This is a genomic window from Parafrankia sp. BMG5.11 (assembly GCF_004337455.1).
The window spans coordinates 1-13,713 of record NZ_SJXI01000159.1 but is presented as its reverse complement, the minus strand read 5'-3'; the positions used below and the strand labels follow the sequence as shown (position 1 = coordinate 13,713).

The window sequence follows — 13,713 nt, the reverse complement described above, 5'->3', positions numbered from 1 at the left end:
GCCGCGGCAGCGGGCCCGCCACCAGGTGGCAAGACCGGACATAAACACCGTAATCCACGACGTCACCGTCGTCTCGTTCGGCTATCTGTACGGCCCGCCACCCGCGGCGCACCTCATCCTGGACCTGCGCACCTTCCGGGACCCCAACGTCGACCCGGACCTGCGCGACCTGACCGCGCACGACCAGCCGGTGGTTGACGCGGTGCTGGCTACCCCCGGCATCCCTGGCCTGCTCGATGCCACCGAGACGGCGGTGCGCGCCTACCTCGCCGGGCCGTCGGCTGGTCCGGTCACCGTCGTGGTGGGGCTGTGCAGGGGGAGACACCGGGCCGCCGCCGTAACCGGCGTCCTTTCCGTGGCGGTCGCCCTGCCGGGCATCCTCCGCCGGCTCCAGTCCCGTCACCCGCGCATCCGGACGCAGCCGCGTTCAACGAGGGTGGCCCTGAACCGATCGACATTCACCGCCGGGGAGCTGGCGCCGCGCGCGCCCGTTACCTACTCGCAGGCCCGGGATGGGGGAGAAGCGATCTGGGTGGGTTCATCGTCGCTGGATCGGCGACGGTCCAGATATCTGTCTACGGCCCGCAGGTCGTCCGGTAGGCGAGGGTCGGGATGTAACGCTCCCACTCGGCTGGAGTGAGGCCGCCACCGGCCGCCGCGCAGGCCCGGTCGATGCGGCGAGTGAGAAGCTCGTCGAGAGGATGCAGGTCCCACAGGATCGCCCTGCCGTCGGCGCTGTTGATGAGCGCGGTGCGCCCGTCGGCGGACAACGCCACCGTGTTCACAGTCTCGGTGTGGCCGGTGAGGGTGGAGCGACGGGCCGGGCGGGCCGGGTCGCTGATGTCCCACAGGATCGCCGTCCCGTCGTTGCTGCCAGTCAGCGCGGTACGCCCGTCGGCGGACAACGCGAGCACCTGCATGGCCCCCCGGGCTCGCCGACGAGGGTGCCGTGGCGTACCGGGTGGAAAGGACGCGTGACATCCCAGACGATGGCGTTTTCGCTGGGGGCGGTCAGCGCGATGCGTCCGTCGGCGGACAACGCCACACCGTCCACGTACTCCATCTGATTGGTGAGGGCGCCGTGGCGGACCGGTCGCACCGGATCGGTCACATCCCACAGGGTCGTCGGGCTGTCCTCGTCGCCGGTCACCGCGATGTGCCCGTCGGCGGACAATGCCACCATCTGCGCGTACTCCGTGGGATCGGTGAGCGTGGTCCCGGACAGGTTCAGATCCCACATCATCGCGGTCTTGTCATCGCTGCCGGTCAGCGCGATGCGCCCATCCGCGGACAACGCTGCGGCGAACAAGGTGCCGGTGTGGCCGGTGAAGGTGGCGCGGATGACCGGGGCGACCGGGTCACGGAGATCCCTTAAGATCATTTTGCCGTCCCAGCCGCCGGTCAGCGCGGTGCGCCCGTCGCCCGACAACGCCACGGCAGCCACGCCGTTGGTGTGATCGGTGAGGGTGGCGCGGCGGGCCGGGTGAGCCGAATCGGTGAGGTCCCACACACTTGCCCCTTGGTCTTCGCCAGTCAGCGCGGTGCGTCCGTCCGCGGACAACGCCACCGCGAGCACGCGGTCGGCTTCGGTTGTGGGATCGGTGTGGCGGGTGAGGATGGGTCGGCGGGCCGGGTGAGCCGGGTCGCTGATGTCCCACAGGGTCGCCGTCCCGTCGTTGCTGCCGGTCAGCGCGACGCGCCCCTCGGTGGACAACGCCACCGCGTTCACGCCGTCGGTGTGGCCGGTGAGGGTGGCGCGGGCCGGGTGCGCCGGATCGGTGAGGTCCCACAGGATTGCCGCGCGGTCCCAACCGCCGGTGAGTGCAGTGTGCCCGTCGGCGGACAACGCCACCGCGTTCACGCTGTCGGTGTGGCCGGTGAGGGTGGCGCGGAGATGGCTGTCGGCCAGGGTTGCGGACACGTGGTCGGTTGCGCCGGCCTGGCGGCTGATCCCGGCGGCCGCGAGGTCGAGTTTGAGGGCGGTCCGCGGATCGGTGTCCGCGAGGGTGTCCGCCAGGTTCACCAGGCCCTGGGCTGCGGCGAGGTGGCTTTGGTTGATGGCCTGGCGCCACTGCACGGCGGCGAGGCTGCCCGTGGTCAGCGCGAGCAGGAGCAGGATGACCACGGCTGTGGTGAATATCCGGGTGCGGCGGGCGCGGCGGTTCGCGGCGTGGGTACTGGCGTGGAGGAAGGCCGTTTCGGTGGGGGGTAGGTCGCCAGCCTGGGTGGTGGTGGTCAGCGAACGGGCAGCGGCCAGGCGGGTGCCGCGGTAGAGGAATGCGGGGTCACGGTCGTGGTCGAGCCATTCGGTGGTGTCCTCGGACAGCTGCTGGCGGACCAGGAGGGTGGCCCGGTCGGTGTCGATCCAGCTGCGTAACTGGGGCCAGGCGCGGATCAGTGCCTCGTGCGCGAGTTGGACGGTGTCGGCGTCGACGGTGACCAGGCGGGCGTGCACGAACCGGTCGAGAACCTGGCGGGCCGTGGCGTGTTCCGGCGCGGTCGCCGGGGGGAGCAGGTCGGAAACCGGCACCCGACGGCGGGTGTCCTCGGTTCCCTGACCGAGGCGGACCAGCCGTAGCAGCAGCCGGCGTGCGGTGTGGCGTCCTTCCACGTCGAGGCCCTGGAGGGTGGCGTCCGCGGTGCGTTGCAACGCGCCGGTGACACCACCGGCGGCGCGATAGCCGGCCAGGGTGAGCTCGCGGCCCTGACGGTGCTGCCAGGTGACGAGCAGGGCATGAGACAGCAACGGCAGAACGCCCTCGACACCGGTGTGCTGGCCGTCGGCGTCGAGGTCTTCCAGCAGCAGGTCGGCCAGCCCGTCCTGCAGGGTGAGGCCGCCCAGCGCGGCCGGGCGTTCGATGACCTCCCGCAGCTGCGCACTGGTCATGGGGCCGATGACCACCGGGTGTTCCAGCGGGGCCAGCAGCTGCGGATAGGCCGCGCAGTGCACGAAGAAATCGGCCCGCATCCCGAACACCACGATCGCTGGGGATTCCTGGACCGGGTCCGCGCACAGCGTGTCGAGCACGTCGATGAACAGCCGGCGTTGCTGCTCGTCCGGGCAGACGGTGAACAGCTCCTCAAACTGGTCGACGATGATGACCGCACGGACCGGCCGCGGTGGATCGTCGGCGTTCAACGCCCGGTGGACAACCGCCCGCAGCTGCCCGGGATCGCCCTGCGCGTGTTCGGTCAGCTCGGCTGGGGATAACCCGACCGTCAGGACGGCGAGGTGTTTAGCCAGCTCTGCCACCGGATCCGCGCCGGGACTGAAAACCGCGAAGGGAGTGCCGGCCCGGGGCGGGCGGGCCATTCCCGTCCAGAGCAGCGATCAGCCCCGCGCGCAGCAGCGAGGACTTCCCCGACCCGGACGGGCCGGTCACCATCAGCGGCCCCGGACAGGCCCATTTCTCGGCGACCCGATCGAGGAGATCCGCGGTCAGCTGTGCCCGACCGAAGAACAACCGGGCATCGTCAGGGCCGAAAGCCGCCAGCCCCCGATACGGGCAGGGCTGCGCCGGTTCCGCGGCACCGCCATCGGAATCGGAATCGGAATCGGAATCGGCGTGATTATCGGCCTCGCCGGCCCGCGGTTCCATCCGCTGCAGCTGCTTGGTCGCCTCGGTGGCCGACCGGTTCGCGCTGCGCACCCCGGCCATCCGCAGCAGCAGGTCGCGATAGGCCGCATCCCAGGCGTGGCGGTCCCCCAGATCGCCGGACACGGGCCGGTCGGACTCGCCGGCGACCCGGATGCAGGTGTCGACGAACACCTCTACGTGCTCCGGCTCGGGACGCACCGGCCGAGTCCTACTGATCATCCCGGCGATAGTGCTGCGTTTCAGTCGCAGCGGCGGCTGACCCGCCCGGCGTCGTGGCGTCCTACCACTGGCCGCCTCAAGGCGACGGTCCGACAGACCCGCCGCGTCCTTGAGCGCCCGCAGCCGCTCCGCGAACTCCGGACGCGGATCCACACCGCCACCCACCAAGCCCCCCGCCCCGGCCACACCCGGGGTGTCCGGCACCGCCGGCCACCCCCCAGACACCGACAATAGCCAGCGCTACCAGCGCATTGCCCGGGAACCTCCAGCAATACGTCCGGAGAGACCGCCGGACACGCCGACCGGCAGCCACCGTGGTCCCCATGAACCCGACGACAGCCACCCAGCACCGCGGCCCCGCCTACGGAGCGAGCCGCGGTCCACCCCGGCGGCCGTCGTCTCGGTGCCATCGAGGGGGCGGCACCGTGCGGCCCCCGCCGACAGCACGCCGCCGATCCCGCCCGCCGAGGCACAGGGCACTCCAATCGGTGCGGCCGCGGGCCGGTGGACCGGTGGACCGGTGGACCGGTGGACCGGTGGACCGGCCAGTCAAGCCGAGCCAGCCACCGTCACGGCTCCACCGGCAAGGAATTCCCCTCGCCCGTAAAGGAGGTAACGGGGGCGGGACAAGAAACATTCGTCCGCTTTTCCGCCGGATCGGCGCCGGAGTGCGTCTCTGATCGGAGCAGGCAAGTAACCGGCAGGATCGTTGGCGACGACTATCCGGCACAGCTGCGGGGGCACGTCGAGGGTGACCGCCAACCCCCGACCGTAACTTGGGGGCAGGTAACGCCGAAAAGGTTTGTCGGGGAAGGCCCTCCCTAGCCGAGGGCTTTCCCCGACCGCAGCACCCATCCCACCCGGCAGCTACCGGCCCGACACATGGCCCGGTGGCTACAGCCACCGGCCCCGATCCATAGGTAGAAGGATTCCAGCCAGCTGTCGGCCATTGGACAGTAAACGGGTATCGGGGTGCTAGCACCCTCGGGAAGGACACCGGCCCGCACCCCTGCCGCCACGGCATCGCCGGCCGCTAACCTCATACGCATCCGATGCCAGCAAAGCCACCCGACATCGATTCCTATTCGACCACCGGCCGCCGGAAACGCGGCGTAGTGATGCGGGACGGCCAGACACGGTCCGCCGAGCAGAAAAAGAGGGCGACAACCGAGAACAAGCCAGACTCGGCGCCGAGGCGATGAGACCGACCGCCGGTAACAGCTACCAGGACCCAACCCATCCCGATGGAGGCCACCGTGCACGTCACCCAGGTCAACAATTCACGAGGCGGACCACACCGCGTCGGCGCGCCGCCGGCTCGCCTCATCAATCGACTGCGCCGCAGCCGGCGGCGCGGAGAGTCCACGTGGGAGCATGTGCGCCCGTTCCGTCGGCTCACCGTCTCGGCCGTCGCCGCAGCAATCGCCCTCGTCGGGTTCGCCGCCGCCGAGTCGCCGGCCGCCCAGGCCGCCCCGAAGAGGCTCGTTCGGATCGACTACTGCGACAGCATCTACGCCGACAAGCCCATCACCCAGCAGCGGGCGGAGACTTCCGAGCTGTCGATGACCTGCCTGATCAACAAGGTGCGGGTCGACGCCGGGGCGCCTCCACTGAGACTCGAGACCGTCTATGCCGCGAACGGCGGGAGTGTTTACCAGACGCCACTGTGGAAGGCCGCCACCGGGCACGCCACCAGGGCCGTCGCGCTGAAGTGGTGGATCCCGGACCCGGTGAACGACCCGGCGGGCAAAAAGACCCACATCGACCCGGAGACCGGTTCCAACCCCACCACCCGGATCAAGGGGGCCGGCTACTGCCCCAACGGCACCTGGGCCATCGCCGAAAACACCTTCACCTCCGCTGGCATGGGGCAGCAGTTCCCGCCTACCCCACGCGGGGTCGTCACCTGGTGGGCGACTGATCCGTACCACTGGCCCACGCTGATCAACCCCACCTACCGGGAGCACCGCATCGCCATCCTGCCCGGGTCCGCCGACCCCAACGCCACCGGCGACCCGTCCGGGACCTTCGTCGAGAACCTCGGCAGCTGCACCTGACCGACCTGAGCCTTCCCAACCGGGGTGCCGCGCCGTCCGAGCAGGCAGCGGACAGCGACGGCGCCCCGGCGGCCTCAACGGCGCCGCCGGGCTTCTTACAGGGGGCGGTGCAGGTGCCGGTGGCCGGCGATGCCCAGCAGCATGAGGCCGGCGAGGCTCAGGAGAACGCCGGCTGCGGTGTAGGCAAGAGTCACGTCGGGGGAGGCGTCGGCCAGACGCGGGATCGCGTTGAAGGGCGCTACGGAGTACATCAGCAGCAGGGACCAGCCGCGCGGGCGTACCGGCGCCAGCCTGGCGCGCAGGCGGCGGGGCACCCGGTCGGCGGCCATTGCCAGTCCTGCGGGCAGCACGGTGAGGGAGAAGAAGACCAGGCCGATCCACTGCCACTTCATGGTGCGGGGTTCCTCTGGTGTGGGAGGTCAGACATGGCGCTCGCGACCCGTTCCTGGTCCGGTGCCTCGTGGTGGCGTTGTACGCCGCCGCCTCGTTCAACGTCGTCGCGCATTGTGTCCTGGGTGTCGCAGGCAAGGGGCGGGGCGCCGGGCGACGAGGAGACCGTGCGATCGGAGAAATTGTCGCGGCCGACACCAGCGCCCTGGACATCGAGAGGCGGCAGAAGCGGGTCCCAACGGAACCCGGCCGGACGCACAATGATGTCCTTTCGACGTGGTTCCAGCTCCCGGGAAGTGCCTCATTCTCGAGTGTCGGACCGACAGCTGCTGGTTCCGGTCCGCGTGGCGGCCTGTGACGGTTCGTGGTCGGGGTGGCAGGGTTGTGCGGTTATGAGTGTGGGGACGGGGGTCCCACCGGTCGGCCGGGACGATGCGGCTGCGGGTGACGGAGCTCCTTCGCGGCGGGTGGATTTTTTCGTGTCGTACACGGCGGCGGACCGGGGTTGGGCGGAGTGGGTCGCCTGGCAGTTGGAAGCGGCCGGTCACGTGGTGGTGCTACAGGGGTGGGACTTCACCGCGGGCGCGAACTTCGTGTATGAGATGCACCGGGCGGCGATGGTGGCGGCGCGGACGGTGGCGGTGGTGTCGCGGCCTACTTGACCTCGGCGTATGCGGAGGCGGAGTGGCAGGCGGCATGGGCTGCGGATCCGTCAGGGGTCGAGCGGCGGTTGGTGCCGGTGCGGGTGGAGGACTGCCCACAGCCGGGGTTGTCGAGGCAGCGGGTCGGGGTGGACCTGTTCGGGGTGGACGAGCGGGTCGCGTGCGGGCGGTTGCTGGCGGCGGCGAGCGGAGAACGACAGCTCTGTCACGGACGCTGACCCCTTCCGTGACTCGTGTGGGGACCGGCGGCCAGCCTGCTGACCATCACCGTTTCCTTGGCACTCCCGAAATCGGGGCAGCTTCAGTTCTGGGAGTTGGTGGTGGTTTTCGGGTAGTGGTTGGGGGCGCGAGGACGAGTCGGGCCGCCTTCGCCGTCCGGCCGCCCTACCTGCGTCTATCGCATGTACGGTGTCGACACTCGGATTGGTCGCCATTCAGCGTGCTGCCGGGCGGCCGATCTGGTCGAGGAGTCCGGTGTCCGGGTCGGTCCAGACGAAGCTGTCACGCTCGCGCGCGGAGTCGCTGGTCATGCCTGTAGCGGCTCCGCGCTGGGGTGGTGGCTGCGCAGGGCGTGCAGCGCCGGGGCGAGCTCGCTGATCTCCGGGGCGTATTCCAGCTGCTGCGCCCAACGGGTGGGCACGGCCGGGGCGCCGTCGCGGGCGCCGAGGAGGCCGCCGGTGATGGCACCGGTGGTGTCGGCGTCGTCGCCGCGGTTGACGACCGCGACGAGGAGGTCCTCCAGCGAGTCGGGCTGTTGGAGGGCCCAGACGGCCACGGCGAGGGAGTGCACGACGTATCCCGTGGTGGGCAGGTCGGTCAACGATGTCGCGGCGGAGGTGGCGAGGGCGGCGTCGACCTCGGGGGCGGGGACGGTGGGGGTGGTGTCGCGTCCTGCCTGGAGGGCTTCGGGGACCGGTGTGCCCTCGACGAGGGCGGAGACGATCGCGGTGTAGGCGACGCAGGCGTGCACGCAGCGGGGATCGGCGTGGGTGACGGCGCTGATCTCGGCGGCTTCGCGGGCGCACCGGTCCGGGTGGGAGCGGGCGAGGCCGGTGGGCAGGGCGCGCATGAGGCTGCCGTTGCCGGCGCCGGCGGCCGGCGGCTCCTCGCCGTCGGCGATGCGACCCAGGGAGGCTGCGGTCATGCCGCCGATGTCGCGGGGACGTCCCCGGTACCAGCGCAGGAAGTGCTCGGTCACCGCGCCGAGCTGGTAGCCGTCGGCGTAGGCGCGGGCCACGGCGATCGTCAGGTCGGTGTCGTCGGTGCCCTGCCCGGGACGCCACCCGAACGCCCCGCCCCCGGTGATCTCGGTGTGGACGCCGTGGCGGCGCCTGATCTCCTCGGGGGGCATGAATTCCAGGGTGGCGCCGAGCGCGTCGCCGGCGGCCAGTCCCAGCAGCGCGCCGTGGACACGTTGCTGGGGGGTCGGTGTCGTCATCGGTGTGCCCTTCTGGTCGGTGCTGGGGTGCGACTCAGGTCCAGTCGGCGCCGTCGACCTTGACGCTGAGGCGGATGCCGCGCCGGCGCAGCGCGGTCACCAGCTCCGCGGAACGGACGACGCCTTCGGCGCCGAACATCTCCAGCATTACCGACGGATCCGACCAGTAGAGCGCCGGGCCATGCCCTTTCCCACGCCGTGGATCAGCCCGCGGTCCCCGAACGCTAGCGCTGACCAGGCTTGAGGGTGATGAACAGGGCGGTGGCGTCGGCCGTCACGGTCTCACCGTCGTAGAGCGCGGCGGTCAGGAACCGCTTGCGGCCCTCCTCCCGGTCGTGCCGGACCTCGACGCGGAGCCGGACGTCGATCGGGGTGACGGCGCGGAAGTTGACGTTGAGGTAGGCCGTCCGCGCCATCGGCCGGCCGCCCGCGTTCGAGAGCCGCCCCATGATCTCGTCGAACATCAGGGGGATGGCGCCCCCGTGGGCCGCGCCGAAGCCGCCGAGGTAGTACCGGCCGAACGTGACGTGCCCGACGAGGCGGTTGTCGTCGGCCTCGTCGACGTGCACCATCGGCAGCAGCGCGTGCGCGCGGCCCCCGATACCGGGGGTCCGGCCGGCGGCCTGCAGGGTGTCGGCCACCAGGTAGGGCTTCAGGAGTCCGCTGAGCCGCTCGATGTCCAGGCTGGCGTTTCGCGCCACGTCGGCCGGCAGGTCGACGCCGCTCGCGGTGTCCTGCAGGACCCGTAGGGCGTCGAGCATCCGGGCGAACTCGGGCTCCAGCCCGCCGGCCGTCTCGTCCGGCGCCCGCTGGTTCTCCGTCACGACTTCTCCTAGGACCGGCATAGCAGCATCGCGCCGGCGGGGGCGAGCCCGCCGGTGCTGACGGCGGCGACGGAGCAGCCGTCGACCTGGCGCGCGCCGCCCTGGCCGCGTAGTTGGACGACCGCCTCGTGGATCATGCCCATGCCGTGGGTGCGGCCGGCCGAGAGCTGGCCGCCGTGGGTGTTGAGCGCGACGACGCCTCCCTTGCGCGCGATGTTGTGGCCGCCGGCGACGAAGTCGGCGGCTTCGCCGATGCCACAGAATCCCATGGCTTCCAGCCAGGACAGGCAGTTGAAGGTGAAGCCGTCGTAGAGCTGCGCGACCTGGACGTCGGCGGGCCGCAGCGACGCGCGCGACCACAGATGCGCGGACGGGCCGAGCGTCTGCGGTTCGTGGCTCGTCGTGCTCTGGTGCCAGAGGAACCGTTCCGTGATCTGCGTGCCGACCGCCTCGACGAACACGGGTGGGCTGGCCAGGTCGTGGGCGGTCTCCACCGCGGACACGATCACGGCGAGGCTCGCGTCCATCGGGACGTCGCAGTCGTAGAGGCCGAACGGGGTGGTGATCATCCGGGCGTTCAGGTAGTCGCCCATCGTCATCGGGTCGCGGTAGACGGCCTGCGGGTTGAGCGCGGCGTTCGCCCGCTGGTTGATCGCGATCCAGCCCAGGGCCTCGCGGGTCGCGCCGTAGCGGCGGAAGTAGTTCGAGGCGATCATCGCGAGGTTGATGGCGACGGAACCCACGCCGTACGGCGCGATGTACCCCTGCGGCCCCATGATCCGGCCGCCGCGACCGCCGATGCCGTACGGGCTGCTGCCGCCGGGGTTGGCGGCCCGCTGTTGGGCGGCGTAGGTGGACTGCCACACGGTACGGAAGCACAGGACGTGGCGGGCGAGGCCGCCGGCCACCGCGAGCATGGCCGCGACGACGGCGCCGCCGGGGCCGAACGTCTCCGAGCCGCCGTTGTACCAGGTGGGCCGGATGCCGAGAGTGTCGGCGAGCGCGGTCACCCCGCCCTCGGTGAAGCCGCCGATCAGCTCCCCTCCGGGGAAGGTGGAGAGTCCGTCGATGTCGGACAGCTCCAGGCCGGCGTCGGCGACCGCCGCCCTGGCCGCGGCCGCGGCCAGCGTGAGCGGCGGCAGCATCAGCCGCCGGCCGACCGGGGACATACCGATCCCGGTGATCGCCACCCGGTCCTCGAACTTGTCGGCGCGGACCATCGGCCGCACGTGGCGCGCGTGCTCCGCCGGGGCGATGACGTCGTCGGGGAGAGGCCCGAACACCAGGCCCCGTCGCGATTCGTCGCCCTGCGCCGGGCCCGGTTCCTCTGACGCGGTCTCCGCCGGCCCCGGTTCCCCCGGCACCGGGGCGAAGACCGGGAGCCACACGTCCTCGGCCTGCTCGAACCGCACGTGGACGCGCAGCCCGACGGCCGCGTCCTCGGTCGGGATGTCCACCAGACCGGTGATCACGCGGACCCGTGGATCCTCGTCGATCGCGACGGACGCGACGACGAACGGGGGAGGGAAGGCCGGTTCCCACGGCTGGTGGTTGACGGTGACGCCGATGACCGTTCCGCGGCCGCTGACCTCGGTGACCCCGAGACGGTCGGAGTGGCAGTAGCAGCAGACCGGCTGGGGCGGGTGTACCAGCGAGGCGCAGTCCTGGCAGCGCTGGAACCGCAGAACGCCGTCGCGGCCCGCGGACCAGTAGAAGGCGTTGAGATCGTCCACCGCCGGCAGCGGCCGCGGCGTCGAGGGGGAGGCGTTGCTCGTCACCTGCCAAATAATATATTGTCGACTTGAGAAAGCAATCCCGGGATCGCTGGAGGCGCGCCGTGTGGGAGTTCGAGACCGAGCCGGAGTACCAGGAGAAGCTGGACTGGGCGGAGCGTTTCGTCCGGGAGGAGGTCGAGCCCCTCGACGCCCTGTGGCGGCACCAGGTCTTCGAGCGGCCGATCGACCCGGTCATCGGGCGCATCGTCGGCCCGCTCAAGCAGCAGGTCCGCGACCAGGGCCTGTGGGCCTGCCACCTAGGCCAGGAGCTCGGCGGCCAGGGTTACGGCCAGGTGAAGCTCGCCCTGCTCAACGAGATCATCGGCCGGGCGGCCTGGGGGCCGGTGATCTTCGGTACGGCGGCGCCCGACACCGGTAACGCCGAGATCCTCGCCCACTACGGCACGGAGGAGCAGAAGCGGCTCTACCTCCAGCCGCTGCTCGACGGCGACATCGTCTCCTGCTTCGCGATGACCGAGCCGCAGGGCGGCTCCGACCCGGGCATGTTCACCACCCGGGCCGAGCGGGACGGCGACGGCTGGGTGATCAACGGCCTGAAGTTCTTCGCCTCGCACGCCAAGTGGGCCTCGTTCTACCTGGTCATGGCGGTCACCAACCCCGACGTCGGCATCCACCACGGCGCGTCGATGTTCATCGTGCCGAGCGACACCCCCGGCATCGAGATCGAGCGCAACATGGCCCTGTTCGGGCAGGATGTGCCCGGTCAGGGCACGCACGGCCTCGTCCGCTTCACCGACGTCCGGGTGCCGGTCGAGAACGTGCTGGGTGGCGAGGGGCAGGCCTTCGCGATCAGCCAGACCCGGCTCGGCGGCGGGCGGATCCACCACGCGATGCGCACCGTGAGCCAGGCCCGCCGGGCGCTGGACATGATGGTCGAGCGGGCCCTGAGCCGCGAGACGAAGGGCAGCCGGCTGAGCGAGAAGCAGTCGGTGCAGAACTATCTCGCCGACTCCTACGCCGAGCTCACCCAGTTCCGGCTCTTCGTGCTGTACGTGGCGTGGCGCATCGACAAACTGAAGGACTACCGGGCCGTCCGGCACGACATCGCCGCGGTGAAGGTGCTGACCCCGCAGGTCATGCACAACATCACCCAGCGGGCGCTGCAGGTGCACGGCGCGCTCGGGACGACGAACGACCTGCCGCTCAACGAGTGGTTCTCCGGCTCGATGATCCTGGGCCTGGCGGACGGCCCCAGCGAGATCCACCGGGTGACGGTCGCCCGCGCTGTGCTCAGGCAGGGAACGCCGACCGAGGGCCTGTGGCCGACGCAGTGGCTGCCGCTGCGCCAGGAGGCCGCGCGCAAGAAGTGGGCCGAGTTCCTCGAGCCCGCGGGCGCGGACCAGTGAGCCAGGTGGCGAGCGACACCGGCTCGGCGCTCGACGTCGACGCGCTCGGCCGGTGGCTGGACACCCAGGGCCTGCCCGTCCAGGTGCGGCTGCTCTCCGGGGGCCGGCAGAACGAGATCTTCGAGGTCAGCCGGGGCGAGTTCCGCGCCGCGCCGCGCTGCGCAAGCCGCCCGCCGCGGCACCGGCCGAGCGCGACGCCGGGATCCTGCGCGAGTGGCGGATCATCGAGGCGCTCACCGGTACCGACGTGCCCGTCGCCGACGGTATCGCCGCCTGCGCGGACCCGAGCGTGATCGGCCGTCCCTTCTACCTGATGGATGTCGTCGACGGCTGGTCGGTGATGAACACGCCGGGCTGGTGGGCGCCGCCGTTCGACACCGACCTCGAGGCGCGCGGCGGGCTGGCCTACGAGCTCATCGACGGCATCGTGAAGATGGGCGCCCTCGACTGGCGGGCCCGCGGCCTGGGCGACCTCGGCCGTCCCGACGGCTACCACGACCGGCAGGTCGCGCGCTGGATCCGCTTCTACGAGCGGATCCGGGCCCGGGAGGTCCCCGGGCTCGACGAGGCGACCCGGTGGCTGGCGTGCCACCGGCCGCTCGACTTCGTCCCCGGGATCATGCACGGTGACTACCAGTTCCCGAACGTCATGTTCCGGCACGGCACGCCGGCCCGGCTCGCGGCCATCCTCGACTGGGAGATGGGCACCGTCGGCGACCCGAAGCTGGACGTCGCCTGGGCACTGCACAGCTGGCCGGAGGACCCCACCGGCCCCTCGGACAACGAGTACCTCGTCGGCATGCCGCCCCGCTCGAAGCTCCTCGCGTTCTACGCGGAGCGCTCCGGCCGGCAGGTGGATGACTTCGACTACTACCTGGTGCTGGCAAAATGGAAGCTGGCGACCGTCCTGGAGCAGGGCTACCAACGCGCGAACGGTGACCCGAAGCTCGAGGACTTCGGAGGCTACGTGGTCAGGTACATGAAGGAAGCGGCGGAGACCGCCGCATCGAGCGACTATCCCGCGGTGTCGTGACAGAGGATGCGGACATGACGGGCGAACGCCCGCGCCGAGGGCGCCCGCCCCGGACGGCCACGTGAGCCTCCCGTGACGACACGTGACGCTGACCCGAGCGCGATCCGGCTGCTCGCCTCGGGTCGGCGGCGCTACGGCAACCTCAAGGACGAGGCGGCCAGCTTCATCCGGGAGGCGATCGTCTCTCGTGCGCTGCCGCCGCGCAGCAAGATCGATCAGGATGAGGTCGCCGACGCGCTCGGGATCAGCCGGGCCCCGGTCCGCGAGGCCCTCATCGAACTCGCGCAGAAGGGCTTCGTGGACGCCGTGCCCCGGCGCGGCGCCTTTGTCGCCGAGGTCACCGTCGAGG

General features: G+C 71.1%; 11 protein-coding genes and 2 pseudogenes. 6 read left to right on the top strand and 7 right to left on the bottom strand.

Annotated features, from left to right (window positions below; genetic code table 11):
• The first annotated feature begins 25 nt into the window (after positions 1-25).
• A complete protein-coding gene (locus E0504_RS48305; protein WP_243657986.1) occupies positions 26-640 on the top strand; it encodes an RNase adapter RapZ in 615 nt (204 codons plus the stop codon).
• On the opposite strand, the gene E0504_RS48300 is transcribed toward E0504_RS48305, so the two are convergent.
• The 3 genes from E0504_RS48300 to E0504_RS51055 are packed head-to-tail and all read right to left on the bottom strand — an operon-like array spanning position 576 to position 3,971.
• Positions 576-905 (bottom strand): hypothetical protein, encoded by a 330-nt coding sequence (locus tag E0504_RS48300; RefSeq protein ID WP_160144308.1) that lies wholly within the window; start codon positions 903-905, stop codon positions 576-578. The genes E0504_RS48305 and E0504_RS48300 overlap by 65 nt on opposite strands.
• Entirely contained in the window at positions 878-3,253 is a 2,376-nt protein-coding gene (locus tag E0504_RS48295; protein ID WP_131627928.1) for a WD40 repeat domain-containing protein, read from the bottom strand. Before E0504_RS48295 ends, E0504_RS48300 begins: the two co-directional genes overlap by 28 nt.
• Complete coding sequence (locus E0504_RS51055; protein WP_165938869.1) at positions 3,237-3,971, bottom strand: hypothetical protein; 735 nt, start codon at positions 3,969-3,971, stop codon at positions 3,237-3,239. The genes E0504_RS48295 and E0504_RS51055 overlap by 17 nt, the downstream gene beginning before the upstream one ends.
• Before the next feature lie 1,103 nt (positions 3,972-5,074).
• Between E0504_RS51055 and E0504_RS48285 the strand changes: the two genes are divergently transcribed.
• Positions 5,075-5,875, top strand: coding sequence for a CAP domain-containing protein (locus E0504_RS48285; protein WP_131627926.1), 801 nt, complete (start codon positions 5,075-5,077; stop codon positions 5,873-5,875).
• A gap of 95 nt (positions 5,876-5,970) precedes the next feature.
• Here E0504_RS48285 and E0504_RS48280 read toward each other — a convergent pair whose 3' ends face one another.
• Complete coding sequence (locus E0504_RS48280; RefSeq protein ID WP_112105388.1) at positions 5,971-6,267, bottom strand: hypothetical protein; 297 nt, start codon at positions 6,265-6,267, stop codon at positions 5,971-5,973.
• Between the two features lie 33 nt (positions 6,268-6,300).
• On the opposite strand from E0504_RS48280, the pseudogene E0504_RS53890 reads away from it, so the two are divergent.
• Positions 6,301-7,145, top strand: a pseudogene (locus E0504_RS53890) (toll/interleukin-1 receptor domain-containing protein).
• 308 nt (positions 7,146-7,453) lie between these two features.
• Here the strand turns inward: E0504_RS53890 and E0504_RS48270 are convergent.
• The 3 genes from E0504_RS48270 to E0504_RS48260 all read right to left on the bottom strand — a co-directional run bounded on the left by E0504_RS48270 (position 7,454) and on the right by E0504_RS48260 (position 10,967).
• The gene (locus E0504_RS48270; RefSeq protein WP_131627924.1) at positions 7,454-8,365 is read right to left on the bottom strand and encodes an ADP-ribosylglycohydrolase family protein; all 912 of its coding nucleotides are present in this window, start codon (positions 8,363-8,365) and stop codon (positions 7,454-7,456) included.
• 224 nt (positions 8,366-8,589) lie between these two features.
• On the bottom strand, positions 8,590-9,189 hold the full coding sequence (locus E0504_RS48265) for a hotdog domain-containing protein (RefSeq protein WP_235013778.1): 600 nt from the start codon (positions 9,187-9,189) through the stop codon (positions 8,590-8,592).
• Positions 9,190-9,197: 8 nt separating this feature from the next.
• Positions 9,198-10,967, bottom strand: a complete 1,770-nt coding sequence (locus tag E0504_RS48260) for an OB-fold domain-containing protein (protein ID WP_131627922.1) — start codon at positions 10,965-10,967, stop codon at positions 9,198-9,200.
• Between the two features lie 59 nt (positions 10,968-11,026).
• On the opposite strand from E0504_RS48260, the gene E0504_RS48255 reads away from it, so the two are divergent.
• The 3 genes and pseudogenes from E0504_RS48255 to E0504_RS48245 all read left to right on the top strand — a co-directional run.
• The gene (locus tag E0504_RS48255) at positions 11,027-12,331 is read left to right on the top strand and encodes an acyl-CoA dehydrogenase family protein (protein ID WP_112105390.1); all 1,305 of its coding nucleotides are present in this window, start codon (positions 11,027-11,029) and stop codon (positions 12,329-12,331) included.
• Positions 12,328-13,364, top strand: a pseudogene (locus E0504_RS48250) (phosphotransferase family protein). Before E0504_RS48255 ends, E0504_RS48250 begins: the two are co-directional and overlap by 4 nt.
• Positions 13,365-13,436: 72 nt before the next feature.
• Positions 13,437-13,713, top strand: a 277-nt coding sequence (locus E0504_RS48245) for a GntR family transcriptional regulator (protein ID WP_131627920.1), incomplete at its 3' end; no start/stop codon positions are given.

What these genes read in the sequence shown, in the direction of transcription:
- E0504_RS48280 (WP_112105388.1), bottom strand. Translation starts at nt 6,267, where the DNA reads ATGAAGTGGCAGTGGATCGGCCTGGTCTTCTTCTCCCTCACCGTGCTG.
- E0504_RS48270 (WP_131627924.1), bottom strand. Translation starts at nt 8,365, where the DNA reads ATGACGACACCGACCCCCCAGCAACGTGTCCACGGCGCGCTGCTGGGA.